This window comes from Streptomyces sp. NPDC050856, from assembly GCF_040653855.1.
Lineage (GTDB): Bacteria > Actinomycetota > Actinomycetes > Streptomycetales > Streptomycetaceae > Streptomyces.
Genome location: NZ_JBFAGV010000001.1, coordinates 291,468 through 315,122, shown reverse-complemented (window position 1 = coordinate 315,122; position 23,655 = coordinate 291,468). Strand labels below are relative to the sequence as shown.

The following is a 23,655-nucleotide window of genomic DNA, read 5'->3' as shown; positions in this document are numbered from 1 at the left end:
GTAGGCCGCGCAACGCGCGTCACACCAGACACTTTCGGGGAGTTGGGGTGTGATGCGTCGGCGTTATCGCCCGTTGACATCATCCCCGCGGGCGCCGGCTCCCCCGACACTCTCCCCAACCGAACGGAACCACCCAGCCGTTCAGGACGAGTAGGAGCCCCCCATGCGACACCCCAAGGCCGTGCTGGCCGCTGCCCTGAGCGTTGCCGCCGCTCTGGCAGCCGTGCCCGCGACCACCGCGACCGCCGCCCCGGCCCCCACCGGGCAGGCCGCACCCGCCGTGTCCGGCTCGTACGCCGGGTACGCCGGGTCCTCCGAGGAGGCCAGGGCGAACAAGGCGTTCTTCCAGGCCGTCATGGAGTCGGTCGCCGAGAAGCGTGCCGCCAACCCCGGCGCCCAGGCCGTCACCGTGGTCTACTCGGCGGCGAACGCCCCGAGCTTCCGCACCCAGATAGCCCGCTCCACCCAGATCTGGAACAGCTCCGTCACCAACGTGAAGCTCCAGGAGGGCGCGAGCCCGGACTTCCGGTACTACGAGGGCAACGACTCGCGGGGCTCGTACGCCTCCACCGACGGGCACGGCCGGGGCTACATCTTCCTCGACTACCGGCAGAACCAGACCTACAACTCCACCCGGGTCACCGCCCACGAGACCGGGCACGTGCTCGGGCTGCCCGACCACTACTCCGGGCCGTGCAGCGAGCTGATGTCCGGTGGCGGACCCGGCCCGTCCTGCCAGAACGCCGTCCCCAACAGCCAGGAGCGCTCCCGGGTCGACTCCCTGTGGCGGTATGGCCTGACGGCGGCCGTCGCCAAGGCCGCCAAGGCCGCCAAGGTGTCCTAGCCGGCACGGGAGAACACCCGGCGGTCCGGGCGCCCCGCCCCACACGGGGCGCCCGGGCCGCCGACGGCGTTCAGGCGGCTCGCGGACCGTCGGGGACCTCGCCGGCGGTGGTTCGGGCGGCGGCTCGCCCGAGCCGGCGGAGCGGCTCGCCCGAGGCGGTCAGGCGGCCTGGAGCAGCGTGCGGGCGAACCGCGCTCCGGGCGGCAGCTGGCGCAACAGCCGCTCCAGGGCCAGGTCGAAGTCGCCGCCGGCCAGGCCCGACTCGTACGCCGCTCCGCCGCAGTGCAGGGTCAGCTGCAGGTCGACGCGCTCGGGTGAGCCGTCGGGCAGGGCCTCGCCCAGCGTCAGCAGGCAGCTCAGTGTGCCCTTCTGGACCGTGCCGTCGAGGGCGACCGGCAGTGGCAGGTCCCACTCCAGCACACAACCGGCCAGCGGCAGGCCGCCGTTCTCCTGATCCGCGCGCAGAGCGGCGAGACCCGGCCCCGCGTACCGGACGCCCCTGACCCGGGTGGCGACGCCCCGCCCGTCCGCCGTGAGGGTGACCGCTTCCGCGCCCCGGCGGTCCCGGTACCAGCCGGTCCAGATTTCCGTCGACTCCGATGACATGGCGCGGACTGTAGCGGTACGACCGGCCGCGGTGTGCGGCCGGTCACCTCCGGACCGGGAAAGGGAGCCGGGCTTTCAGCCGGTCTCTCCGCTCTTGCCCGGCTCGTCCGCGGAACTCTCCCGCTGGTACCGCGCGCACTCGGGGTTGTGGCAGGGGCGGGGGCGCCAGACGGGAACCCAGGCGCCGAGGATCTTGCGTCGTTTGATGGCCGTGCCGACCGGCTGTCCGCAGGAGGGGCACTCGGGCTCGGGTGCGGGTCCCTGCCCCGCTTCCTGCGGGCGGCGGACGGTCCGGTGTCCTTCGCTGCCCATGCCCCCAGGATATGGCGATTCGGGCGAACCGGACAGTTCGCGGTGGTGGTGCTTCCGGAGCCCCGTGGCGTTACCGGGAGACCGCCGGTGACGGCGCGCACCGGCGCGGAGTGGCCGGGCGCGCACCCGGGCACGGATCGGGTCCGCCCCACGGCACCCGCGACCACCGGACGGCCCACCCGGGGGGCACCCGCGGCCACCGGGCGGGCCCGTCCGTGGATCAGCGGGTGCGCCGGGTCACGAACTCGGCGAGGGCCAGCAGATCGCCGGCGGCCGCCAGGTCGGGCACCGCCCGGGAGAGCTGGTGCACCGCGCGGGACATCCGGTCGGCCGCCTGGGCCTGCGCCCAGTCCCGACCGCCCGCCCGCTCCACGGCGTCGGCCGCGCGCCGCACGTCACCACCGCCCAGGACCGGCCGCCCGTACAGCGCGGCGAGCTCCGCGCCGGCGGGCGTACCGGAGGCGAGCGCGGCGACCACGGGCAGCGACTTCTTGCGGGCGGCCAGATCCGCGCCGGCGGGCTTGCCGGTGCGCTCGGGGTCGCCCCAGATCCCGATCAGGTCGTCGATCAACTGGAACGCCAGGCCCGCCTCGCGGCCGAACGCGTCCATCGCCGCCACCTCCGCCTCGCCGGCCCCGGCGTACAGCGCGCCGAGGGCACAGGCGCAGCCCAGCAGCGCCCCGGTCTTGGCCGTCGCCATGGTGAGGCACTCCTCCAGCGACACCTCGTGCGGCCCGCGCGTCTCGAAGGCGCAGTCGGCCTGCTGGCCGGCGCACAGCTCGATCACGCAGGTGGCCAGCCGGGCCGAGGCGGCGGCGGACGCCGGATGGCGGTCCTCGGCGAGCAGCCGCAGCGCGAGGGCCAGCATGGCGTCCCCGGCGATCAGCGCGTCGGGTATGCCGAAGACGCTCCACGCGGTGGGCCTGCTGCGCCGGGTGGCGTCCTCGTCCACGATGTCGTCGTGCAGCAGGGTGAAGTTGTGCGCGAGCTCCACGGCGGCGGCGGCCCGTACGGCGGTGCGCGGCTCACCGCCCAGTGCCCGCGCCGCGGCCAGCACCAGGGCGGGCCGGATCGCCTTGCCGGCCTGCCCGGTGGCCGGAGTGCCGTCGGCCCGCTCCCAGCCGAAGTGGTACATCGCCACCCGCCGCAGGGTGCCGGGCAGGGACTCCACGGTGGCGCGCAGTTGGGGATCGACGACGGTACGGGTCCGGTCCAGGAGGGCCGCGGCGCCCTGGCCCTCCGTCGCGGCGCCCGTGCTGATCATGGTCACAGTCTCTTCCTTCCCAGCAGGAGGGGGACGGGTGGGGACGCGGCGCCCGGCGCGGCCGGGCGCTCCCGCCCGTCACGGGCGGTCACCGCCAGCGGCTGATTTCCACGTTCTCCAGCACACCGAGCGCGTCCGGCACCAGGACCGCCGCCGAGTAGTAGGCGGTCACCAGGTAGGAGATGATCGCCTGCTCGTTGATGCCCATGAACCGGACCGACAGACTCGGCTCGATCTCGTCGGGGATACCGGTCTGGTGGAGGCCGATGACGCCCTGGTCCGCCTCGCCGGTACGCATGCAGATGATCGAGGTGGTGCGGGCGTCGGAGACCGGGATCTTGTTGCACGGGAAGATCGGCACTCCGCGCCAGGCCGGGATCTGGTGGCCGGCCACCTCCACCATGTCCGGGACCAGTCCGCGCCGGTTGCACTCGCGGCCGAAGGCGGCGATGGCGCGGGGATGGGCCAGGAAGAGCTTGTTGCCGCGCCGGCGCGAGAGCAGCTCGTCCAGGTCGTCGGGGCTGGGCACCCCGTCGCTGGGCTGGATCCGCTGCCCGTAGTCGCAGTTGGACAGCAGCCCGAACTCCCGGTTGTTGATCAGCTCGTACTCCTGGCGCTCGCGCAGCGCCTCGACCGTGAGCCGGAGCTGCTGCTCGGTCTGGTTCATCGGCTGGTTGTAGAGGTCGGCGACGCGGCTGTGGACCTTCAGCACGGTCTGCGCGACGCTCAGCTCGTATTCACGCGGCAGGGGCTCGTAGTCGACGTAGGTGTGCGGGACGCGCGCCTCGCCGACATGGCCGGCGGACAGGTCGATCGCCTTCTCGCCGTACTTGTTGGTGCGCTGGTGCGGCACCGAGGCCATGCGCGCGAGCTGCTCGGCGAGCGAGCCGGCCCGCTCCGCCAGGTTGAGCACATCGCTGCGGGACAGCTCCAGGACGACACAGGCGGTGGCGGCGCGCGCGGTGCAGTCCCAGGTGGCGTCCGGTTCGATCAGGGCCCGGTCGCCGAAGTAGGCGCCGTCGGCCAGGACGCCGAGGACCGCCTCGTCGCCGTAGGGGCCGGTCCCGACCTGCTCGACCTTGCCGTGCGCCAGCAGGTGGACCCGGTCGGCCTGCTCCCCGGCGACCGCGATGATCTGGCCCGCCTCGTACGTCTGCTGCCGGCACCGGCCCGCCAGTTCGGCCAGCGCCTCCTCGTCGTCGTACCCCCGCAGCGCGGGCAACTCGGTCAGCTCGCCGGGGACGACGTCGACCTGCTCGCCGGTCTGCACGAACGTCAGCCGCCCGTCGCCGACGGCGTAGCTCAGCCGCCGGTTCACCCGGTACGTACCGCCCTGCACCTGCACCCATGGCAGCATCCGCAACAGCCACCGCGAGGTGATCTCCTGCATCTGCGGCACGGACTTGGTGGTGGTCGCCAGGTTGCGGGCCGCGGCCGTGCCGAGACTCTGCTGCGGCGGCACCTGCTCCGAGCCGATCTCGTCACCAACCGAACCAACCGAACCAACGGACATGAAGGTCCCTCTCGATCATGGGCTGAGCTGCGAGAGAGAGCCTTTCACCACACGATGTGACGACACCATCACACAAATGAGTGGGACTGGATCATGGCCGGGTGGGGCAGGACACGGCGTTTCGGCCCGGTCCGGCGGGGCCTGGCGTGTCGGTGGTGGCCTGTCCGGATCGGCTCGCTCGCCCAATCCGAACAGCGCGCCCGCCCTGTACGTACAGGAGGACGCGGCACGAGCCGAACCGCTCACCACCCTCCGCCGCACCCGCTCTAGCACGAAGGAGGCGGTCATGGCCCCACCCATGTCCGCGAACAGCTTTCTGGACGCGCTGCGCGACGAAGGCCTCACCGTCGTCGAGGTAGGCGACTGGCGCACGCACAACCGCAACCACAAGGGCCCCTGGGGGCCCGTCCACGGGGTGATGATCCACCACACCGTCACCAAGGGGGCCGAGAAGACGGTCCGCATCTGCCGGGACGGTCATCCCACCCTGCCCGGGCCGCTCTGCCACGGTGTGATCACCAAGGACGGCCGGGTCCACCTGGTCGGTCACGGCCGCGCCAACCACGCCGGGGCCGGCGACGACGAGGTGCTGCGCGCCGTGATCGCCGAAAAGGGCCTGCCTCCGGACAACGAGTCGAACACCGACGGCAACCGGCACTTCTACGGCTTCGAGTGCGAGAACCTCGGCGACGGCGAGGACCCGTGGCCCGAGGCCCAGCTGGACGCCATCGCCAGAGCCGCGGCCGCCGTCTGCCGCCGCCACGGCTGGACGGCCCGCTCGGTCATCGGCCACAAGGAGTGGCAGCCGGGCAAGATCGACCCCCGCGGCTTCACCATGGCGTCGATGCGGACCCGGGTCGCCGACCGGCTGAAGTGACCCAGCGGGGACAATGGCCGGGTGAACCCGCTCGACCTGTCCCGCCTCCGGCCGCTGCTGCCCTCCCCGCTGCTGCCGGTCGCGGACGAGCGGTTCGCCCGGCACGGCGTACGGCTGCTGCTCAAGCGCGACGACCTGATCCACCCGGACCTGCCCGGCAACAAGTGGCGCAAGCTCGCCCCCAACCTGGCCGCGGCGGCCGGCCGCCCGGTCCTGACCTTCGGCGGCGCCTACTCCAACCATCTGCGGGCCACGGCCGCCGCCGGCCGCCTGCTGGGCTTCACCACGACCGGCGTCGTCCGCGGCCAGGAGCTGGCGGACCGTCCGCTGAACCCGTCCCTGGCGCGGTGTGCCGCGGACGGGATGCGGCTGCTGTTCGTGGACCGGGCGACCTACCGCGCCAAGAGCGACCCGGACGTGCTGGCGGCCATCCTGCGCGACGCCCCGGACGGCAGCTTCGTCGTGCCCGAGGGGGGCAGCAACGAGCTCGCCGTGCGGGGCTGCGCCGGCCTGGGACGGGAGCTGCGGGGGGCGGCGGACGTGGCCGCGGTGGCCTGCGGTACCGGCGGCACGCTCGCCGGGCTCGCCGCCGGGCTGGCCGCGGGGCAGCGGGCGCTGGGCGTACCGGTGCTCAGGGGCGGCTTCCTGGGCGGGGAGATACGCGCCCTCCAGGAGGCGGCGTTCGGCGGCCCGGCGGGCGACTGGAGCCTGGACGAACGGTTCCACTTCGGCGGCTACGCCCGTACCTCCGCGGCGCTCGACGCCTTCGCCGACGACTTCGAGGCGCGGCATGGACTCGCCATCGAGCGCATATATGTCGCCAAATTGCTCTACGGACTGTTCCGTCTCACCGAGGAGGGCGCCTTCCCGCCCGGCACCACCGTCGCGGCGGTGGTCACGGGTCAGCCGTCCGACGCCGTCTCCCGGTAGGCGGCCGCCTCCTCCAGGTCCAGCCGGCGCAGCAGCGTCCGCAGCATCTCGTCGTCGATGCGCCGCTCGTCGCGCAGCCGCGCGAACACCTCCCGCTCGGCGTCGATGACCTCGCGGGCCAGGCGCCGGTAGGTGTCGTCCGCCGATTCCCCGGTGGTCGCGCTGACCGCGCCCAGCCGCTCCCACACGGCGTTGCGCCGCCGCTCCAGTACCGTGCGCAGCCGGTCGGCGAGCGGCTCGGGCAGGGCGTTGCGCTCGTCCGCCAGAAGTGCCGCCAGCCGCTCCTCGGCGGCCCGTGACGCCTCGTTCTGCGCCTGGGCCTCGGCCAGGGTCTCGGCCCGCGCGTCGCGCCCGGGCAGCCGCAGCGCCCGGATCAGCGCCGGCAGGGTGAGGCCCTGCACCACCAGGGTGCCGATGACCGTGGTGAAGGTGAGGAACAGGACGAGGTTGCGGGCGGGGAACGGTTCACCGCCGGTGGCCACCGGGATGGTGAAGGCGATCGCCAGCGAGACCACACCGCGCATCCCGGCCCAGCCGACGATCACCGGTGCCTTCCAGGTGGTGTCCGGCTCGCGTTCGCGGACACGGGACGAGAGCAGGCGGGGCAGATAGGTGGCCGGGAAGACCCACACGAACCGCACGAGAACGACCGCCGCGAAGACCGCCACCGCGTACCAGACGGCCTCCCCGATGCCGTACGGGCCCAGGCCCCGCACCACGTAGGGCAGCTGGAGCCCGATCAGGGCGAAGACCGACGTCTCCAGGATGAAGGCGACCATCTTCCACACGGCCGCCTCCTGGAGGCGGGTGGCGAAGTCCACCTGCCAGGAGCGGTGCCCCAGGTAGAGGGCGACCACGACGACCGCGAGCACCCCGGAGGCGTGCACCCGCTCGGCCAGCGCGTAGGCGACGAACGGGATGAGCAGGGACAGGGTGTTCAGCAGCAGCGGTTCGCGCAGCCGCCGGCGCAGCCAGTGGATCGGCACCATCAGCACCAGCCCCACCCCGACCCCGCCGACGGCCGCCAGGGCGAACTGCCCGATGCCGCCGGCCCAGCCGACCCCGGCGCCCACGGCCGCGGCCAGGGCCACCTTGTAGGCGGTGATCGCGGTGGCGTCGTTCACCAGGGACTCGCCCTGCAGGATGGTGGTGATCCGGCCGGGCAGCCGCAGCCGGCGGGCGATGGCCGTGGCGGCCACCGCGTCCGGTGGCGCGATCACCGCGCCCAGCACCAGCGCGGCGGTCAGCGGCAGGTCCGGCACCAGCAGGTGCGCCAGCCAGCCGACGGCGACGGTGGCGAAGAGCACGTATCCGACCGACAGCAGCGCGACCGGCCGCAGGTGGGCCCGCAGGTCGAGGTACGAGGAGTCCAGCGCGGCCGTGTGCAGGAGCGGGGGCAGCACCAGGGGCAGCACGATGTGCGGGTCCAGGGTGTAGTCGGGCACCCCGGGCAGGTAGGAGGCGGCCAGTCCGGCCGCCACCAGCAACAGCGGCGCCGGCACCGGGGTCCGGCGGGCCGCTCCCGCGATCACGGCGCTCACCGCGATCAGCGCCACCAGTGGAGTCGCTTCCATCATCTCCCCGCTCCCGCCCGTCCCCGGTCCGTCGTACCGTGGTCATCATGAGCGAGTGCCGCCACGTTGCCGAATTGCCGCGCCCCGAGCCCGCCCCGCTGACGGGCACCTGCCCGGAGTGCCTGGCCGACCGGACGCACCCCGTCCACCTGCGGCTCTGCCTGGCCTGCGGGCACGTCGGCTGCTGCGACTCCTCTCCGGGCCGGCACGCCTCACGCCACTTCCGGGACACCGGCCACCCGGTGATGCGCAGCTTCGAGCCGGACGAGGACTGGCGCTGGTGCTTCGTCGACGGTTCGATCGTCTGAGGGTTGGGTACGTCAACCCTCCCCTGGATTCTCGCGATTGGGCACCGCAAACCCCTAGCCACTGTGCGTACTCATATGCTTACCATGAGTGACAGCCGTCGGACCGGGGGTCCCGGCGACACGGCACCATGGATCGCGATAGCGTCACGGCGGACTACGCACACCTGCGTGTCCGCCATGGCTCCGGGGAGATTCCGCCTTCCCCGGGCCCCGATTGAGCTTGTGCCACCTTGGAGGTGAGGGTGTCCCAGATCGCAGGCGAGCCCGGGACCGAGGACTTCGTGGAAGTCCGGCTGCCCGCTGCGGGTGCCTATCTGTCCGTACTGCGTACGGCCACCGCCGGCCTGGCGGCGCGTTTGGACTTCACCCTCGACGAGATCGAGGACCTGCGCATCGCGGTCGACGAGGCGTGCGCGATCCTGCTCCAGCAGGCCGTGCCCGGCTCCGTGCTGAGCTGCGTCTTCCGTCTGGTGGACGACGCCCTGGACGTGACCGTCTCGGCACCCACGACCGACGGCCGCGCCCCCGAGCGCGACACGTTCGCCTGGACGGTGCTGTCCGCGCTGGCGGGCAAGGTCGACTCGTCCGTCGCCGACGACCGGACGGTCTCTATCAGCCTGTACAAACAGCGCGGCGCGGGTCCCGGGCCGGCGTGAGGAATGGGGACGGTCCCGTGCGGAACGAGGAGCGCGGCCCGCGGGGAGTGAGCGCGGCGGGGGGAATCCCGGAGCAGCAGGCGCGACCGCATCCGGTGGACGGTCTTTTGGACGCGCCGGAGCAGGCGCAGGCAGAGCGGGCGGACCGGATGAGCGAACACGACCAGCAGGAGCAGACCCGGCAGCAGGCCCGGCCCAACGACCACGACCAGCACCAGCGCCACCACAGGCACGACCCGCAGGACCGCAGCGGGGCCAGGGCGATGTTCATCGCGCTGCGCGAGCTGCCGGACGGTTCGCCCGAGCGGGCCGAGCTGCGCAACCAGCTCGTGCGGATGCACCTGCCGCTCGTCGAGCACCTCGCGCGGCGCTTCCGCAACCGGGGAGAGCCGTTGGACGACCTGACCCAGGTCGCCACCATCGGCCTGATCAAGTCGGTGGACCGGTTCGACCCGGAACGGGGCGTCGAGTTCTCGACGTACGCGACCCCCACGGTGGTCGGGGAGATCAAGCGGCACTTCCGGGACAAGGGCTGGGCGGTGCGCGTGCCGCGCCGCCTCCAGGAGCTGCGCCTGTCGCTGACCACCGCCACGGCGGAGCTGTCCCAGCAGCACGGCCGCTCCCCGACCGTGCACGAGCTGGCCGAGCGTCTCGGCATCTCGGAGGAGGAGGTCCTGGAGGGCCTGGAGTCCGCCAACGCGTACTCGACGCTCTCGCTGGACGTGCCCGACACCGACGACGAGTCCCCGGCGGTGGCGGACACCCTGGGCGCGGAGGACGAGGCGCTGGAGGGCGTCGAGTACCGCGAGTCGCTCAAGCCGCTGCTGGAGGACCTGCCGCCGCGCGAGAAGCGGATCCTGCTGCTGCGGTTCTTCGGCAACATGACCCAGTCGCAGATCGCCCAGGAGGTGGGCATCTCCCAGATGCACGTCTCGCGCCTGCTGGCCCGCACGCTGGCCCAGCTCCGCGAGAAGCTGCTCGTGGAGGAGTAGCGGCGGGCGGGCCGGGGCCCGGCGGGGCGCGGCCCGGCGGTTCAGCCGCGGGCGCGGATGCCCAGGGCCCGGGTGGTCCCCGGGTGCACCAGCAGCACCAGGCCGGTCACCGCGGCCGCCGCCAGCGCGATCCCGGCCGGGATAGCCGCGCCGGCGGCCCGCAGCAGTGTCCACGCCACCGGCAGGGCCATCAGCTGAGTGATGATCGCCGGGCCCCGGCTCCAGCTTCGGCACAGCAGCAGTCCGCGCGCGGCCAGCAGCGGGATCAGGCCCAGCGCGACGAGCGTCACGCCGCCGGTCAGCGCCTGGGTGAGGTCGTCGGGACGGCCCATGAGGCCGGTCACGAGCAGGTACAGACCTCCGGCGAACAGCGCCAGCGCCTCCGCTCCGGTGACGGCCGCGGCGGCCGTCACCCGGGCGGGGCGCGGGGCGGGGGCGGGGGTCTCGGGGGTGCGGCGTTCGGTACTGCTCACCCCTGCAGGGTAGCCGCCGCCGGCGCCGGCGGGCCGGACCGGGGCGCGACCCCCCTGGGGCCGGTACCGCGCGGTAGGTAACCTGGCGCACATGCGCGCACTCCTCGTGGTCAACCCGGCAGCCACCACCACCAGTGCCCGCACGCGTGACGTACTGATCCACGCGCTCGCCAGCGAGGTGAAGCTGGAGGCCGTGACCACCGAGTACCGGGGGCACGCCCGCGACCTGGGCCGCCGGGCCGCCGAGTCCGACGACATCGACGTGGTCGTCTCCCTGGGCGGCGACGGCACCGTCAACGAGATCGTCAACGGCCTGCTGCACCACGGCCCCGACCCCGACCGGCTGCCGCGCCTGGCGGTCGTGCCGGGCGGCTCGACCAATGTCTTCGCCCGCGCGCTGGGCCTGCCCAACGACGCCGTCGAGGCGACCGGGGTGCTGCTGGACGCGCTGCGGGAGGACCGCGGGCGGACGGTGGGCCTGGGCCTGGCGGCCGGGGTGCCCGGCACCGAGGACGAATCGGTGCCCGCGCGCTGGTTCACCTTCTGCGCCGGGTTCGGGTTCGACGCGGGGGTGGTGGGCCGGGTCGAACAGCAGCGCGAGCGCGGACGGAGATCGACGCACGCCCTCTACATCCGCCAGGTGGTGCGCCAGCTACTGGACGAGCCGCACCGCCGGCACGGCACGATCACCCTGGAGCGGCCCGGTCAGGACGCCGTGCACGACCTCGTACTCTCCGTGATCTGCAATACCGCCCCCTGGACCTACCTGGGCAGTCGCCCGGTGTACGCGTCCCCGGACGCCTCCTTCGACACGGCCCTGGACGTGCTCGCGCTCAGCCGCCTGTCGGCCGCCTCGGTGGCCCGGTACGCCACCCAATTGCTCACGTCCAGCCCGGAGCGGGGGCCGCGGGGCAGGCACGCGCTCTCCTTGCACGACCTGACCGACTTCACCTTGCATTCCAAGGTTCCGCTCCCGTTCCAGATGGACGGAGACCACCTCGGTCTGCGCACAAGCGTGGCGTTCACAGGCGTTCGCCGTGCACTGCGTGTGATTGTGTGAGTGGAAGGGCCCTAAGTCCTTTATCTCGAACGTATGGGCCAGGGTCCACCCCATAGAAGTACGGCTGTGACCTAGCCGACACCGAGGAATCAAAAAAAACTTTCCGGAAGGGGTTGTATCCGCCGCCGAGGTTTGCGAATCTCTACATGGCGATCGGGACGGCCCGCAGAACCGGCCTCCAGGGAAAGCCAGAACCCCTCCTCAAATCCAGGACCACACCAGTTCATCTGGCGTTCGGCCCTTCACTTGTTGAGGGATTCGTGAAAGCGTTCACATTCACAAGCAACTTGCATGCAACACCAAGGAGAGGTAGCAGCCATGGACTGGCGTCACAACGCCGTTTGTCGTGAGGAAGACCCCGAGCTGTTCTTCCCCATCGGCAACACCGGTCCTGCGCTGCTGCAGATCGAGGAAGCCAAGGCTGTCTGCCGTCGCTGCCCCGTCATGGAGCAGTGCCTGCAGTGGGCGCTCGAGTCCGGCCAGGACTCCGGCGTCTGGGGTGGCCTCAGCGAGGACGAGCGTCGCGCGATGAAGCGCCGCGCCGCCCGCAACCGGGCGCGCAACGCCAGCGCCTGAACGACGCCACCGCTACGAGCCTGAGCCAGGCGGCGCGTACAGCGTGTACGCAATGACCCGTCTCCCGAGCCGCAGCGCGCAGCAGTAACCCAAAGCGTTCGAGCCCCGGACCGCAGTCGCGGTCCGGGGCTCGCTGCTGCGCGCGGACGCCCCGGTCCCGGACCGGACCGCCGAGCCGGGGCCGGGGCCGGGCGGCGGCGGACCGGCCCCCGGGCGACCGGCCGGCCGTCACTTCTGCGGCTGTACGGGGATGTCGAGCACCACCCGCGTGCCGCCCGCCGGGGCGGGCCGCATGTCGAAGGTGCCGCCCAACTCCCCCTCCACCAGGGTCCTGACGATCTGCAGACCCAGATTCCCGGCACGCTGCGGGTCGAACCCCTCGGGCAGGCCGCGGCCGTCGTCCTGAACGGTGATCAGCAACCGGGCGTCGGCGCGGGTGCCGCCCCGGACGGCGGAGACCTCGACGGTGCCGTGCGCGCCGGGGGCGAAGGCGTGCTCCAGGGCGTTCTGCAGGATCTCGGTGAGGACCATCGACAGCGGGGTGGCGACCTCGGCGTCGAGCACCCCGAAGCGGCCGTTGCGGCGGCAGGCCACCTTGCCGGGCGAGATCTCGGCCACCATGGAGATCACCCGGTCGGCGATCTCGTCGAACTCCACGCGCTCGTCCAGGTTCTGGGAGAGCGTCTCGTGCACGATCGCGATGGAGCCGACGCGCCGCACCGCCTCGTCCAGCGCCTCCCGGCCCTGGTCGGAGTCCATCCGGCGGGCCTGCAGCCGCAGCAGCGCGGCCACCGTCTGGAGGTTGTTCTTCACCCGGTGGTGGATCTCCCGGATGGTGGCGTCCTTGGTGATCAATTCCCGCTCACGGCGCCGCAGTTCGGTGACGTCACGGAGCAGGACCAGCGAACCGATGCGCGTCCCCTTGGGCTTGAGCGGAATGGCCCGCAGCTGGATGACGCCGCCACTGCTCTCCACCTCCGTCTCGCGCGGCGCGTATCCGCTGGCCAGCTTGACCATGGCCTCGTCCACCGGGCCGCGCGAGGGGGCCAGTTCGGCGGTGATCTGCCCCAGGTGCTGGCCGACCAGGTCGGCGGAGAGACCGAGGCGGTGGTACGCGGACAGGGCGTTGGGCGAGGCGTACTGGACGACGCCCTCGGCGTCCAGCCGGATCAGCCCGTCACCGGCGCGCGGCGAGGCGTCCATGTCGACCTGCTGCCCGGGAAAGGGAAACGTTCCGGCGGCGATCATCTGGGCCAGGTCGGAGGCCGACTGGAGGTAGGTCAGCTCCAGCCGGCTCGGCGTGCGCACCGTCAGCAGGTTGGTGTTGCGGGCGATCACGCCCAGCACCCGGCCCTCCCTGCGCACGGGGATGGACTCCACCCGGACCGGGACCTCCTCGCGCCACTCCGGGTCGCCCTCGCGCACGATGCGCCCCTCGTCGAGCGCGGCGTCGAGCAGCGGACGCCGGCCGCGCGGCACCAGGTGGCCGACCATGTCGTCCTGGTACGAGGTGGGGCCGGTGTTGGGCCGCATCTGGGCGACCGAGACGTACCGGCTCCCGTCGCGGGTGGGCACCCAGAGCACCAGATCGGCGAAGGAGAGGTCGGAGAGCAGCTGCCACTCCGAGACCAGCAGGTGCAGCCATTCGAGGTCGGACTCGCTCAGGGCGGTGTGCTGGCGTACGAGGTCGTTCATGGAGGGCACGTGTGCGAGCGTACCTGGGCGGATGCCGCTGGCGTTCTGCCGGTTCGTGGTGGAGGATGGGGCCGCAAATAGGCTCTGCATATGGATGGACAGACCCGATTGGTCTAGTCCAGAATGCGTGAGACGGTACACAACGAACCTCCGCCCTCCCCGCACAGGAGGGTGGACCGGGGTAACGGCGCTCTCTGCCCTGACTGCGCCGGGACCCCCACAGGGCCGCGGGGACCGCACGCCCTTCCCCTCAGCAGGGGCGGGGCACCCCGAGGCCGAGCAACTCCGGGCTGCGGTGCCGGACGGGTTGAGGGTCCCGTCGCGGCGCCGCGGCCCGCGGGTGTTTCTCCGCCCCTGAGCGGCCCGCGCACCGCCGCCCCCCGCCTTCGCCGGCCGTCCCTGCCGGGACCAGGCGCCCCGCGCCTTCGCCGGCCGTCCCTCCCTGCCGGGACCAGGCGCCCCGGGGCCCCGCCGCGGGCGAGGGGCACCGCGCCCCATGGGCCAGGATCCGGCGCGGCGGGACCGAGCCGGAACCCCCCGGGGCCGCCCCCGCCGGCCGGACGGACCGCCGCGGACGCCTCCCAGCCCGCGACCGGGGGCCTCCGGTACGGGGGCCGTGGCGCACCGGCCCACCCGGCGCGGGCGCAACCAGCCCGTGGGGCACGACCCCGCCTCCCGTGGGTACCCGGCCCCCAGGGGTACCCGGACGCCGGTGGCGCCGGGCGGACGTGGGGCCGGGAACCGCCCCCGCGGCCGGCCGGCGGCGCCTGCCCGGCGGGCCCGCCGAGCGGTGTCGTCCGACCAGCCGGGCCCCGGCGCGACCCGTCCGCGCGGGGCCCCGTTCTGCTAGATTGGTCTATACCACATGACCACTGAGTATCCCCCGGACCACTCTCCAGATCGGCAGGCCCAGCGTGGAAGTTGTCATCGTCCCCGACGCCAAGGCAGGCGGCGAGCTGATCGCCGAGGGCATCGCCCGGCTGCTGCGCCGCAAGCCGGACGCACTGCTCGGGGTGGCCACCGGCTCGACCCCGCTGCCCGTCTACGACGCCCTGACCGCCAAGGCACGCGCCGGCGAGGTGGACGTCTCGCATGCCCGGATCGCCCAGCTGGACGAGTACGTCGGGCTGCCCGCCGGGCACCCCGAGTCGTACCGCTCCACCGTGCTGCGCCAGGTGGTCGAACCGCTCGGGCTGAGCCCCGACGCGTTCATGGGGCCCGACGGTTCCGCCGAGGACGTCCAGGCGGCGTGCGAGGCGTACGACCAGGCGCTGGCCGACGCCGGCGGCGTGGACCTCCAGATCCTCGGCATCGGCACCGACGGGCACATCGGCTTCAACGAGCCGTGCTCCTCACTCGCCTCGCGCACCCGGATCAAGACGCTCACCCAGCAGACCCGGGTCGACAACGCCCGCTTCTTCGACGGTGACATCGACCAGGTTCCCCACCACGTCATCACCCAGGGCATCGGCACCATCCTGGAGGCCCGCCACCTGGTGCTGCTGGCCACCGGCGAGGGCAAGGCGGAGGCGGTGGCCCAGACGGTCGAGGGGCCGGTCGCCGCCCTGGTCCCCGCCTCGGCGCTCCAGCTGCACCCGCACGCCACGGTGGTCGTCGACGAGGCCGCCGCGTCCAAGCTGAAGCTCGCCGACTACTTCCGGCACACCTACGCCAACAAGCCGGCCTGGCAGGGCATCTAGCCGGGGCGAGGGGAAGGGGGGCCGGGCTCGATCGCGAGCCCGGCCCCCTTCCCCTCGCCACCCGCGCCCGGGCGGCGCTCACACCCCGGCGATGACCTCCGCCGCCGCCTGCCCGCACACCCGTGCCGCCCCGTACGTCGCGATGTGCGGCGAGCCCTTCGGCGGGGCCTGGCCGAGGCCCATCTCCACCACCACGGTGCCGGGGCGGGCGGCGAGCAGCCGGTCCAGCGCCTCCGCCATCCACGCGTGGCGGTGGGCGTCCCGTACGACCGCGACGACCGGCCGGCCCCCCGCGTCCCGCAGGACGGCGTCCACCGGGTCGCCGGCCGTGTAGGTACCGGTCGTGGTGCCCGGCAGGAGCCGGGCCAATTCCGGACCCACACCCCAGGGGGTCTCGTCGCCCACGGCGATGTTGGCCACGGGAGTGAAGGCGGCGACGTACGCCGGGCCGGTCAGGGGATCGCGCCGGCCGGTCACCCGGACCGCGCGGCGCGCCGCCTCCAGGCCGACGCCCGCGCCGGGCGCGCCGCCACCGGCCGGCCCCGCCGGGAAGGTCCCGGCCCCGGCCGGCGCGCCCGGCTCCGCGGCGGTGCCCCTCGCCCGGTGGGCCCGGGTCCAGGACGCCAGCTCGCGCACCCGGGAGGCCGCGTCCGCGAGCCGTTCCTCGGGCAGCTCGCCGGTGCGTACCGCGTTCACCAGCGCGTCGCGCAGCCGCAGGACGATCCCCTCGTCGGTCAGGCCGCCACCGACGCAGATGACGTCGGCGCCCGCCGCGACGGCGAGGACCGAGCCGTGCTCGATGCCGTACGTCGAGGCGATGGCCCGCATCTCCATGCCGTCGGTCACGATCAGGCCCTGATGGCCCAGCTCCTCGCGGAGCAGACCGGTGAGGATCCGGTGGCTCAGGGTGGCCGGGCGGTCCGGGTCGAGCGCGGGGAGCAGGATGTGGGCGCTCATCACCGCCTTGGAACCCGCGGCGATCGCCGCCCGGAAGGGCACCAGTTCACGCGCGTGCAGGGTGTCGGGGTCCGCCGGGACGCGGGGCATCGCCAGGTGGGAGTCCACATTCGTGTCGCCGTGCCCCGGGAAGTGCTTGGTGCAGGCGGCCACCCCGGCGGCCTGGAGGCCCTCGACGTAGGCGACGGTGTGGCGGGCCACCAGCTCGGGGTCCGCGCCGAAGGACCGTACGCCGATGACCGGATTGTCCGGGTCGGAGTTGACGTCGGCGGACGGCGCCCAGTTGAAGTCCACGCCGCACGCGGCGAGCCGGCCGCCCAGCTCCCGGGCCACCGCCCGGGTCAGCGCGGTGTCGTCGACGGTGCCGAGCGCCAGGTTGCCGGGGAAGGAGGAGCCGCTGCGCACCTCCAGGCGGGTGACGTCGCCGCCCTCCTCGTCGATGGCCACGAGCGCGTCGTCGCGCTCGGCCCGCAGCCGGGTGGTCAGCGCCGTGAGCTGGGCGGGCGTGGCGATGTTGCGGCCGAACAGGCCCACGGACACGAGCCCCTCGCCGATGCGGCGCAGCAGCCAGTCGGGGGCGGTGGTGCCGGCGAAGCCCGGCTGGAGGACGGCCAGCGCGTCCCTGGTCAGGGTGTCGGAGGTGCCACGTACGAGCGTCGTCATGGGTGTCGTTATCCCTTCACCGCGCCGGCCGTCAGACCCGCGGCCATCTTGCGCTGGACCAGGAGGAAGAGGACGACGATGGGAACGGCCATCATGGTGGCGCCGGCCATCATCGGGGCGTACTCGGTGCCGTGCTTGGTGGTGAAGTTGCCGAGCCAGACCGTGGCGGTCTGGTTCTGCTGGCTCATCAGCATCAGCGCGTACAGGTACTCGTTCCACGCCTGGATGAAGCCGTACACGGAGGTGGCGACCATGCCGGGGGCGAGCAGCGGGAACACCACGCGGACGAAGGCGCCGGTACGGGTGCAGCCGTCGACCATCGCCGCCTCCTCCAGCTCCCGGGGGATGTTGACGATGAAGCCGCGCAGGGTCCACACCGTGAAGGGGAGGATGAAGGTCAGGTAGGTGATGACGAGACCGGTGAGCTTGTCGTACTGGCCGAGGTCGTTCAGCAGCAGGAAGACCGGGATGATCATCGCGACCAGCGGCACCATCTGCACCGCGAGGATGCCGACGATGACGACCTTGCGGCCGCGGAAGGCGAACCGCGAGATGGCCAGCGCGGCCAGCATCCCGACGACGATGCCGATGAGGACCACGACCAGCGAGACGACCAGGCTGCGCCCGACCGGGCCCCAGAAGTCCGAGACCTGCAGGGCGCGCTCGAAGTTCTCCAGGGTGAAGGTCCTGGGGAAGAAGTGCGGGTCCGGGTCGATGGCGTCCCTGGCCGGCTTGAAGGCCGTGTTCAGCATCCAGTAGACGGGGAAACCCGCGGTGACGAAGACCAGCAGGCCGAGCAGGTTCCAACCGAGCCTGCTCTTCCCCGGCCCCTGGGGACGGCGGGTGACGCGTCCGGTCGTGGTGCTCACTCGACCTCTCCGATCTTGAGCATCTGGCGCATGTAGACGGCGACGACGCCGAGCAGCAGGATCACGGTGACGAGCGCGATCGCCGAGCCGCCGCCGTAGTCGTTGACGACGAAGGCCTTGTCGTACGAGTAGGTGGTCAGCAGCTGGAACTCGGCCTCGGGATGGCCGTTGCGCATCACGAAGACCTGCGGGAACACACCCATGTCCCAGATCACCGACAGCGTCGTGAGCATCACGATGATGGGCTTGAGGATCGGCAGGGTGACGTAGCGGAAGACCCCCCAGGCGCCCGCGCCGTCCAGCCGGGCGGCCTCCTCCAGCTCCTTGGGCACCTGGGTGAGCCCGGCACTGAGGGTGATGACGACGAACGGCACCGCTCCCCAGACGACCAGCAGCATGATCACCGCCAGGCCCTGCGGACCGCTGGCGAACCAGTTGTGCCCGATCATGTCGACCCCGGGCAGCCGGCTCAGCAGCCAGTTCAGCACGCCGTAGTCGGCGTCGAAGAGCCACTTGAAGATCGCGGTCGCGACGATGATGGGCATGCCCCAGCTGGCGATCAGCGCGATGTTGATGAGCGCCTTCACCCAGCCGGAGACCCGCTGGAGCAGCAGCGCGATCAGCATGCCGATGACCATGGTGAAGACGACCGCGCCGGCCGCGAACACCACGGTCCGCACGACGACGGCCCAGAACTCCGTGTCCCCGAGGATCTTGGTGAAGTTGGCAAGACCGACCGGCTCGGGCTCCTTGAAGCCCCACAGCTGGGGCTGGCCGAACTTCTGGAAGGAGAGGGTGACCAGCCGGACCAGTGGATAGCCCAGGACCAGCAGGAGGACGAGCAGGCAGGGCGCGAGCAGCGCCCAGGGCACCGCGGTGGTCCCCGCGGTCTTCTTCCGCACCGGCCGCCCGGGGCCACCGGGCGCGGACGGATCCGTTGCCGGTGACGGCCGGACCGGCGGCGTTTCGGCGGTGGTCGCGGCTGCGGCGGTTGTGTCTGCGGCACTCATCGCGCGCTCTCTTCTCGTACGGATGGCAGGGCCCCCGTCACCCGGCGCCCGGGGCGAGCGGGCCCGGGGGCGCGGCCGTGCCGGACGGGAGAACGCGCGGTGGGTCGTGAGGAACGAGCGACCCGAGCACGTCCCGGCCGCCGGCACGGCCTTGGGCGCCCCGGAGGTGGACCGGGCCCTCGGAGCCAGGGGCCCCGCTGTCAGGTCACTTGGTGTTGATGACCTTGTCGATGGCGGCGTCCGCGTCCTTCGCGGCGGCCGCGACCGACTTCTTGCCGGTGCCGATCTCCTGGAGCATGGTCTTGAGGGTCTGCGCCTTCTCGACCTGGCCCCAGCCCGGCGCCATGGGTACGAACCAGCTCGACTCGGCCGCGGTGGCGGGCACCGCCGTCTTGGGGTCGCTCTTCAGCGGCGCGAGGTCGGTCTTGTTGTTGGGCAGGTTGCCCTTGGCGAGCAGGCCCTTCTGGCCCTTGGCGCCGGTGAAGGCGTTGATCCACTCGGCGGCGAGCTCCTGGGCCTGGGACTTCACCGGGACCGCCAGGTCCGAGCCGCCGAGGAAGACGGGCATGTTCTTGCCGGACGGCCCGGGCATCACGAAGCTCTCGAGGTTGTCCTTGAGCTTGCCGACCTTGTCGTTCTTCGGGTCGGCGGCGGTAGCGCCCTCCCAGGCCGCGGCGAAGATCATGGCGGCGTTGCCCTGGCCGAAGACCACCGGACGGTCCGACTCGTCCTTGGTCTTGTCGGCCTTCATGTAGGAGTCGAGCACCTTCTTGTACTCGTTGAGCCCCTTGAGGGACTCGGGCGACGACAGGTTGGCCTTCCACCGGTCGCCGTCCTGCTTCGCGATGGAGCCGCCCGCGTCGTACACGAAGGACATCGCGGCGTACCAGTCCGGCGAAGGCTGGTACCAGGGGCTGAACTTGCCGCCCCGCTTCGCCTCGATCCTGTCCAGGGCGGCGGTCAGCTCGGCGTACGTCTTCGGCGGGGTCTTCACACCGGCCTCGGCGGCCACGTCCTTGCGCCAGGTGGCCACCCGGCCGCCGGCGTAGTACGGGACGCCGTAGGTCTTGCCCTCGTAGGTGACGGACTCCTTGAGGCCGTCGAGCCACTGGTCGGACTGGTCGAACTTCTTGGGGTCGACCTCGGCGAAGGCACCCTTGACCATGTAGCCGAGCATCTCGGTGTTGCCCATCTCGACCACGTCGGGCGCCTTGTCGGTGGCGAGGACGGCGTCGAGCTTGGCGTTCTTGTCGGGCCAGCCGTAGTACTCGTGCTTGATCCTGACGCCCGGGTGCTTCGCGACGAGCGCGTCGTCGGCGGCCTTGACCAGGTCGGGCCAGTTGTTCTGGGCGTCGACCGTCAGCCAGACGGTGAGCTCCTTGGCGTCGCCGCCGGCCGAGTCCCCGCCCTTGCCGGATCCGCCGCACGCCGCTATGCCGACCATCATGCCCGCGACGCCTATCGCCGCGATGAGCTTGCGCTTCACGCCACCCTCCTCAGGGATGCCTGCAAACCCTGCCCCCACCGCGAACACCGCGAAGCCATACTCGAGTACTGCCCGTGGGACCGGGACCTGGTCTTTAGTGGTTTAGACCAGTAACCGGGAGCTTGGCCTAGACCTTTAGGGGTGTCAAGGGTGTATAAGAAGGGCAGTCGGCTCCGTTATCGGACCGACACCTGAGGAGGGGCGACGACCCGTTACCGGTCCGTGCCACCATGTGAGCCGCAAGGGACGGAGGAGCCGGTGACGGCAACAGCACAGGAGTCGGGAAGGCGGGTCATGGCCACGGACGGCGGCGGCACCGGGGTGACGGAGAGCGGGAGCGCCACCCGCACCGCGCGCGTGCCCAAGTACTACCGCCTCAAGCGGCACCTGCTGGACATGACCGAGACCATGCCGCCCGGCACCCCGGTGCCCCCGGAGCGCACGCTCGCGGCCGAGTTCGACACGTCCCGCACCACCGTGCGCCAGGCCCTCCAGGAACTGGTCGTGGAGGGCCGGCTGGAGCGCATCCAGGGCAAGGGCACCTTCGTCGCCAAGCCGAAGGTCTCCCAGGCCCTCCAGCTCACCTCGTACACCGAGGACATGCGCGCGCAGGGCCTGGAGCCGGCCTCCCAGCTTCTCGACATCGGGTACGTCACGGCCGACGACACGCTCGCCGGACTGCTCGACATCTCCCCCGGCGGGCGGGTCCTGCGCATCGAGCGGCTGCGGCTGGCCAGCGGTGAGCCGATGGCCATCGAGACCACGCACCTGTCGGCCAAGCGCTTCCCCGCGCTGCGGCGGTCACTGGTGAAGTACACCTCGCTGTACACGGCGCTGGCCGAGGTCTACGACGTCCACCTGGCCGAGGCGGAGGAGACCATCGAGACCTCCCTGGCCACCCCGCGCGAGGCCGGGCTGCTCGGCACGGACGTGGGCCTGCCGATGCTGATGCTCTCCCGCCACTCCCTGGACGCCCGGGGCGAACCGGTCGAGTGGGTGCGCTCGGTGTACCGGGGCGACCGGTACAAGTTCGTCGCGCGGCTCAAGCGGCCCAACGACTGAACCCGGCCGGCCGGACGGACGTACAGACGTACAGACGGCCGGACGGACAGGGACGGACCGGCAGGAGTCGGGCTCGTGGGTCGGGATCGCGCCATCACCGAGACCCGTCCGTTATTCGGACGGGGGTTCCATACGCCGGAACGGTCCCCTAGATTGCGTGCGCATTACGCCATGTGATCAGTGAGGGGACGGAGTCGCCGTATGACACAGGAGAAACAACCATGGGTCACCCCGGCGCGGGTGGTGGTGGCGCTCTGTCTGATCGCGCCGTTCGTGGCGATGCTCTGGGTCGGGTCGTACGCGAAGGTGGAGCCGGTCGTCATCGGCATCCCCTTCTTCTACTGGTACCAGATGCTCTGGGTGCTGATCTCCACCGTGCTGACCATGGTCGCGTACCAGCTGTGGCGGCGTGACCAGCGCGCCCGCAAGGGGGGTTCGTCGCGATGAAGGACGGCGTGAACGGCGTCGCGCTCGCCGTCTTCATCTTCTTCTTCCTGGCCGTCACGGTCATGGGCTTCCTGGCCTCGCGCTGGCGCAAGGCCGAGAACGAGCACAGCCTCGACGAATGGGGCCTGGGCGGCCGGTCGTTCGGCACCTGGATCACCTGGTTCCTGCTGGGCGGCGACCTCTACACCGCGTACACCTTCGTCGCCGTCCCGGCGGCGATCTACGCGGCGGGCGCGGCCGGTTTCTTCGCCGTCCCGTACACGATCCTGGTCTACCCGCTGATCTTCACCTTCCTGCCGCGCCTGTGGTCGGTCTCGCACAAGCACGGCTACGTCACCACCTCGGACTTCGTGCGCGGGCGCTTCGGCTCCAAGGGCCTGTCGCTGGCGGTGGCCGTCACCGGCATCCTGGCCACCATGCCCTACATCGCCCTCCAGCTCGTGGGCATCCAGGCGGTGCTGGACGTGATGGGGGTGGGCGGCGGCGAGGACACCAACTGGTTCATCAAGGACCTGCCGCTGCTGATCGCCTTCGGCGTGCTCGCCGCGTACACCTACTCCTCGGGACTGCGGGCCCCGGCGATGATCGCCTTCGTCAAGGACACGCTGATCTACATCGTGATCGCGGTGGCGATCATCTACATCCCGATCAAGCTGGGCGGCTTCGACGCCATCTTCGGCGCGGCGGGCGACGCCTACGCGCAGACCAACCCGGCCACCGACAAGCCGCGCGGCGCGCTGGTGCCCGGCGAGGCGGCGCACTGGACGTACGCGACCCTGGCACTGGGCTCGGCGCTCGCGCTGTTCATGTACCCGCACTCGATCACCGCGACGCTCTCCTCGCGCAGCCGTGACGTCATCCGCCGCAACACCACGATCCTGCCGCTGTACTCGCTGATGCTGGGCCTGCTGGCGCTGCTCGGCTTCATGGCGATCGCCGCCGGCATCAAGGTCCAGAACGGGCAGCTCGCCATCCCGCAGTTGTTCGAGACCATGTTCCCGGACTGGTTCGCGGGCGTGGCCTTCGCCGCCATCGGCATCGGCGCGCTGGTACCGGCGGCCATCATGTCGATCGCGGCGGCCAACCTCTTCACCCGCAACATCTACAAGGACTTCATCAAGCCGGACGCCACACCGGCGCAGGAGACCAAGGTGTCCAAGCTGGTGTCGCTGCTGGTGAAGGTGGGCGCGCTGGCGTTCGTGCTGACCATGGACAAGACGGTCGCCATCAACTTCCAGCTCCTGGGCGGCATCTGGATCCTGCAGACCATGCCGGCGCTGGTGGGCGGCCTGTTCACCCGCTGGTTCCATCGCTGGGCGCTGCTGGCCGGCTGGGCGGTCGGCATGCTCTACGGCACGCTGGCGGCGTACGGCGTCGCCAGCCCGACCCAGAAGCACTTCGGCGGCTCGTCCGCCGAGATCCCGGGCATCGGCGAGATCGGCTACATCGGTCTGACGGCGTTCGTGCTCAACGCCCTGGTGACGATCGTCCTGACCTTCGTCCTGCGCGCCGTCAAGGCACCGGACGGCATCGACGAGACGTCCCCCTCGGACTACACGGCCGACGCGGGCGACCCGGGCGTCAAGGTCGAGCTCCCCCCGGCGACGGCGGGCGCCGCACACTGACACCACCCGCCACGGCGAAAGGCCGCCGCGCACCCCGGCAGGGGGCGCGGCGGCCTTTCGCCGTACCGCCGCCACGCGGTCCGGACCCCCGGACGGGACCGGACACCGATCCCGGACGTCACACTCCTCGCCTACGCGCTGGAACTCTGACATATC

The 23,655-nt window shown here is 72.0% G+C and carries 23 protein-coding genes; 12 read left to right on the top strand and 11 right to left on the bottom strand.

Features of this window, described 5'->3' with window-relative positions; translation table 11 throughout:
• Nucleotides 1-163 precede the first annotated feature (163 nt).
• Nucleotides 164-844 (top strand): snapalysin, encoded by a 681-nt coding sequence (gene snpA, locus AB0H53_RS01435; RefSeq protein WP_362105356.1) that lies wholly within the window; start codon nt 164-166, stop codon nt 842-844.
• 159 nt (nt 845-1,003) lie between these two features.
• On the opposite strand, the gene AB0H53_RS01430 is transcribed toward snpA, so the two are convergent.
• From AB0H53_RS01430 to AB0H53_RS01415, 4 genes are all read right to left on the bottom strand, one after another.
• Complete coding sequence (locus tag AB0H53_RS01430; RefSeq protein ID WP_362105353.1) at nt 1,004-1,450, bottom strand: DUF6304 family protein; 447 nt, start codon at nt 1,448-1,450, stop codon at nt 1,004-1,006.
• Between the two features lie 75 nt (nt 1,451-1,525).
• Entirely contained in the window at nt 1,526-1,762 is a 237-nt protein-coding gene (locus AB0H53_RS01425) for a hypothetical protein (protein WP_362105350.1), read from the bottom strand.
• Between the two features lie 220 nt (nt 1,763-1,982).
• Nucleotides 1,983-3,026, bottom strand: coding sequence for a family 2 encapsulin nanocompartment cargo protein polyprenyl transferase (locus AB0H53_RS01420; RefSeq protein ID WP_362105645.1), 1,044 nt, complete (start codon nt 3,024-3,026; stop codon nt 1,983-1,985).
• An 88-nt stretch (nt 3,027-3,114) separates the two neighbouring features.
• Nucleotides 3,115-4,539, bottom strand: coding sequence for a family 2B encapsulin nanocompartment shell protein (locus AB0H53_RS01415; protein ID WP_362105347.1), 1,425 nt, complete (start codon nt 4,537-4,539; stop codon nt 3,115-3,117).
• Nucleotides 4,540-4,825: 286 nt separating this feature from the next.
• On the opposite strand from AB0H53_RS01415, the gene AB0H53_RS01410 reads away from it, so the two are divergent.
• Together AB0H53_RS01410 and AB0H53_RS01405 are read left to right on the top strand one after the other, a co-directional pair.
• Entirely contained in the window at nt 4,826-5,416 is a 591-nt protein-coding gene (locus AB0H53_RS01410; protein WP_362105343.1) for a peptidoglycan recognition family protein, read from the top strand.
• Nucleotides 5,417-5,437: 21 nt separating this feature from the next.
• Nucleotides 5,438-6,346, top strand: coding sequence for a pyridoxal-phosphate dependent enzyme (locus AB0H53_RS01405; protein WP_362105340.1), 909 nt, complete (start codon nt 5,438-5,440; stop codon nt 6,344-6,346).
• Here the strand turns inward: AB0H53_RS01405 and AB0H53_RS01400 are convergent.
• Nucleotides 6,319-7,920, bottom strand: coding sequence for a Na+/H+ antiporter (locus AB0H53_RS01400; protein WP_362105642.1), 1,602 nt, complete (start codon nt 7,918-7,920; stop codon nt 6,319-6,321). The two genes, AB0H53_RS01405 and AB0H53_RS01400, sit on opposite strands and share 28 nt — an antisense overlap.
• Before the next feature lie 47 nt (nt 7,921-7,967).
• Between AB0H53_RS01400 and AB0H53_RS01395 the strand changes: the two genes are divergently transcribed.
• The 3 genes from AB0H53_RS01395 (at nt 7,968) to AB0H53_RS01385 (ending at nt 9,876) form a co-directional block, all read left to right on the top strand.
• Nucleotides 7,968-8,228: a UBP-type zinc finger domain-containing protein gene (locus AB0H53_RS01395; RefSeq protein ID WP_362105337.1), complete on the top strand. Its 261-nt coding sequence runs from the start codon at nt 7,968-7,970 to the stop codon at nt 8,226-8,228.
• A gap of 242 nt (nt 8,229-8,470) precedes the next feature.
• Nucleotides 8,471-8,884, top strand: coding sequence for an anti-sigma regulatory factor (locus AB0H53_RS01390; protein ID WP_362105334.1), 414 nt, complete (start codon nt 8,471-8,473; stop codon nt 8,882-8,884).
• 47 nt (nt 8,885-8,931) lie between these two features.
• Nucleotides 8,932-9,876 carry an RNA polymerase sigma factor SigF gene (locus AB0H53_RS01385; protein ID WP_362105639.1) on the top strand — a complete coding sequence of 315 codons (945 nt, stop codon included), beginning with the start codon at nt 8,932-8,934 and terminating at the stop codon, nt 9,874-9,876.
• 41 nt (nt 9,877-9,917) lie between these two features.
• Here AB0H53_RS01385 and AB0H53_RS01380 read toward each other — a convergent pair whose 3' ends face one another.
• The gene (locus AB0H53_RS01380) at nt 9,918-10,349 is read right to left on the bottom strand and encodes a hypothetical protein (protein WP_362105331.1); all 432 of its coding nucleotides are present in this window, start codon (nt 10,347-10,349) and stop codon (nt 9,918-9,920) included.
• A gap of 91 nt (nt 10,350-10,440) precedes the next feature.
• Between AB0H53_RS01380 and AB0H53_RS01375 the strand changes: the two genes are divergently transcribed.
• The gene (locus tag AB0H53_RS01375; protein WP_362105328.1) at nt 10,441-11,409 is read left to right on the top strand and encodes a diacylglycerol kinase family protein; all 969 of its coding nucleotides are present in this window, start codon (nt 10,441-10,443) and stop codon (nt 11,407-11,409) included.
• A gap of 318 nt (nt 11,410-11,727) precedes the next feature.
• Complete coding sequence (locus AB0H53_RS01370; protein WP_003953983.1) at nt 11,728-11,985, top strand: WhiB family transcriptional regulator; 258 nt, start codon at nt 11,728-11,730, stop codon at nt 11,983-11,985.
• Nucleotides 11,986-12,213: 228 nt separating this feature from the next.
• Here the strand turns inward: AB0H53_RS01370 and AB0H53_RS01365 are convergent, their stop codons facing one another.
• Nucleotides 12,214-13,680, bottom strand: coding sequence for a PAS domain-containing sensor histidine kinase (locus AB0H53_RS01365; RefSeq protein ID WP_362105636.1), 1,467 nt, complete (start codon nt 13,678-13,680; stop codon nt 12,214-12,216).
• 914 nt (nt 13,681-14,594) lie between these two features.
• Here AB0H53_RS01365 and nagB point away from each other — a divergent pair.
• On the top strand, nt 14,595-15,380 hold the full coding sequence (gene nagB / locus AB0H53_RS01360; protein ID WP_362105325.1) for a glucosamine-6-phosphate deaminase: 786 nt from the start codon (nt 14,595-14,597) through the stop codon (nt 15,378-15,380).
• Nucleotides 15,381-15,458: 78 nt separating this feature from the next.
• Here nagB and AB0H53_RS01355 read toward each other — a convergent pair whose 3' ends face one another.
• The 4 genes from AB0H53_RS01355 to AB0H53_RS01340 all read right to left on the bottom strand — a co-directional run bounded on the left by AB0H53_RS01355 (nt 15,459) and on the right by AB0H53_RS01340 (nt 20,365).
• The gene (locus tag AB0H53_RS01355) at nt 15,459-17,000 is read right to left on the bottom strand and encodes a glycoside hydrolase family 3 protein (protein WP_362105322.1); all 1,542 of its coding nucleotides are present in this window, start codon (nt 16,998-17,000) and stop codon (nt 15,459-15,461) included.
• A gap of 8 nt (nt 17,001-17,008) precedes the next feature.
• Entirely contained in the window at nt 17,009-17,869 is an 861-nt protein-coding gene (locus AB0H53_RS01350; protein ID WP_362105319.1) for a carbohydrate ABC transporter permease, read from the bottom strand.
• Entirely contained in the window at nt 17,866-18,879 is a 1,014-nt protein-coding gene (locus tag AB0H53_RS01345) for a sugar ABC transporter permease (protein ID WP_362105316.1), read from the bottom strand. Before AB0H53_RS01345 ends, AB0H53_RS01350 begins: the two co-directional genes overlap by 4 nt.
• Nucleotides 18,880-19,084: 205 nt before the next feature.
• Nucleotides 19,085-20,365 (bottom strand): extracellular solute-binding protein, encoded by a 1,281-nt coding sequence (locus AB0H53_RS01340; RefSeq protein ID WP_362105313.1) that lies wholly within the window; start codon nt 20,363-20,365, stop codon nt 19,085-19,087.
• Nucleotides 20,366-20,659: 294 nt separating this feature from the next.
• On the opposite strand from AB0H53_RS01340, the gene AB0H53_RS01335 reads away from it, so the two are divergent.
• The 3 genes from AB0H53_RS01335 to mctP all read left to right on the top strand — a co-directional run bounded on the left by AB0H53_RS01335 (nt 20,660) and on the right by mctP (nt 23,499).
• Nucleotides 20,660-21,427: a GntR family transcriptional regulator gene (locus AB0H53_RS01335; RefSeq protein WP_362105633.1), complete on the top strand. Its 768-nt coding sequence runs from the start codon at nt 20,660-20,662 to the stop codon at nt 21,425-21,427.
• A gap of 201 nt (nt 21,428-21,628) precedes the next feature.
• A complete protein-coding gene (locus AB0H53_RS01330) occupies nt 21,629-21,874 on the top strand; it encodes a DUF3311 domain-containing protein (protein WP_362105310.1) in 246 nt (81 codons plus the stop codon).
• On the top strand, nt 21,871-23,499 hold the full coding sequence (gene mctP, locus AB0H53_RS01325) for a monocarboxylate uptake permease MctP (protein WP_362105307.1): 1,629 nt from the start codon (nt 21,871-21,873) through the stop codon (nt 23,497-23,499). The genes AB0H53_RS01330 and mctP overlap by 4 nt, the downstream gene beginning before the upstream one ends.
• The last annotated feature ends 156 nt before the right edge of the window (nt 23,500-23,655 follow it).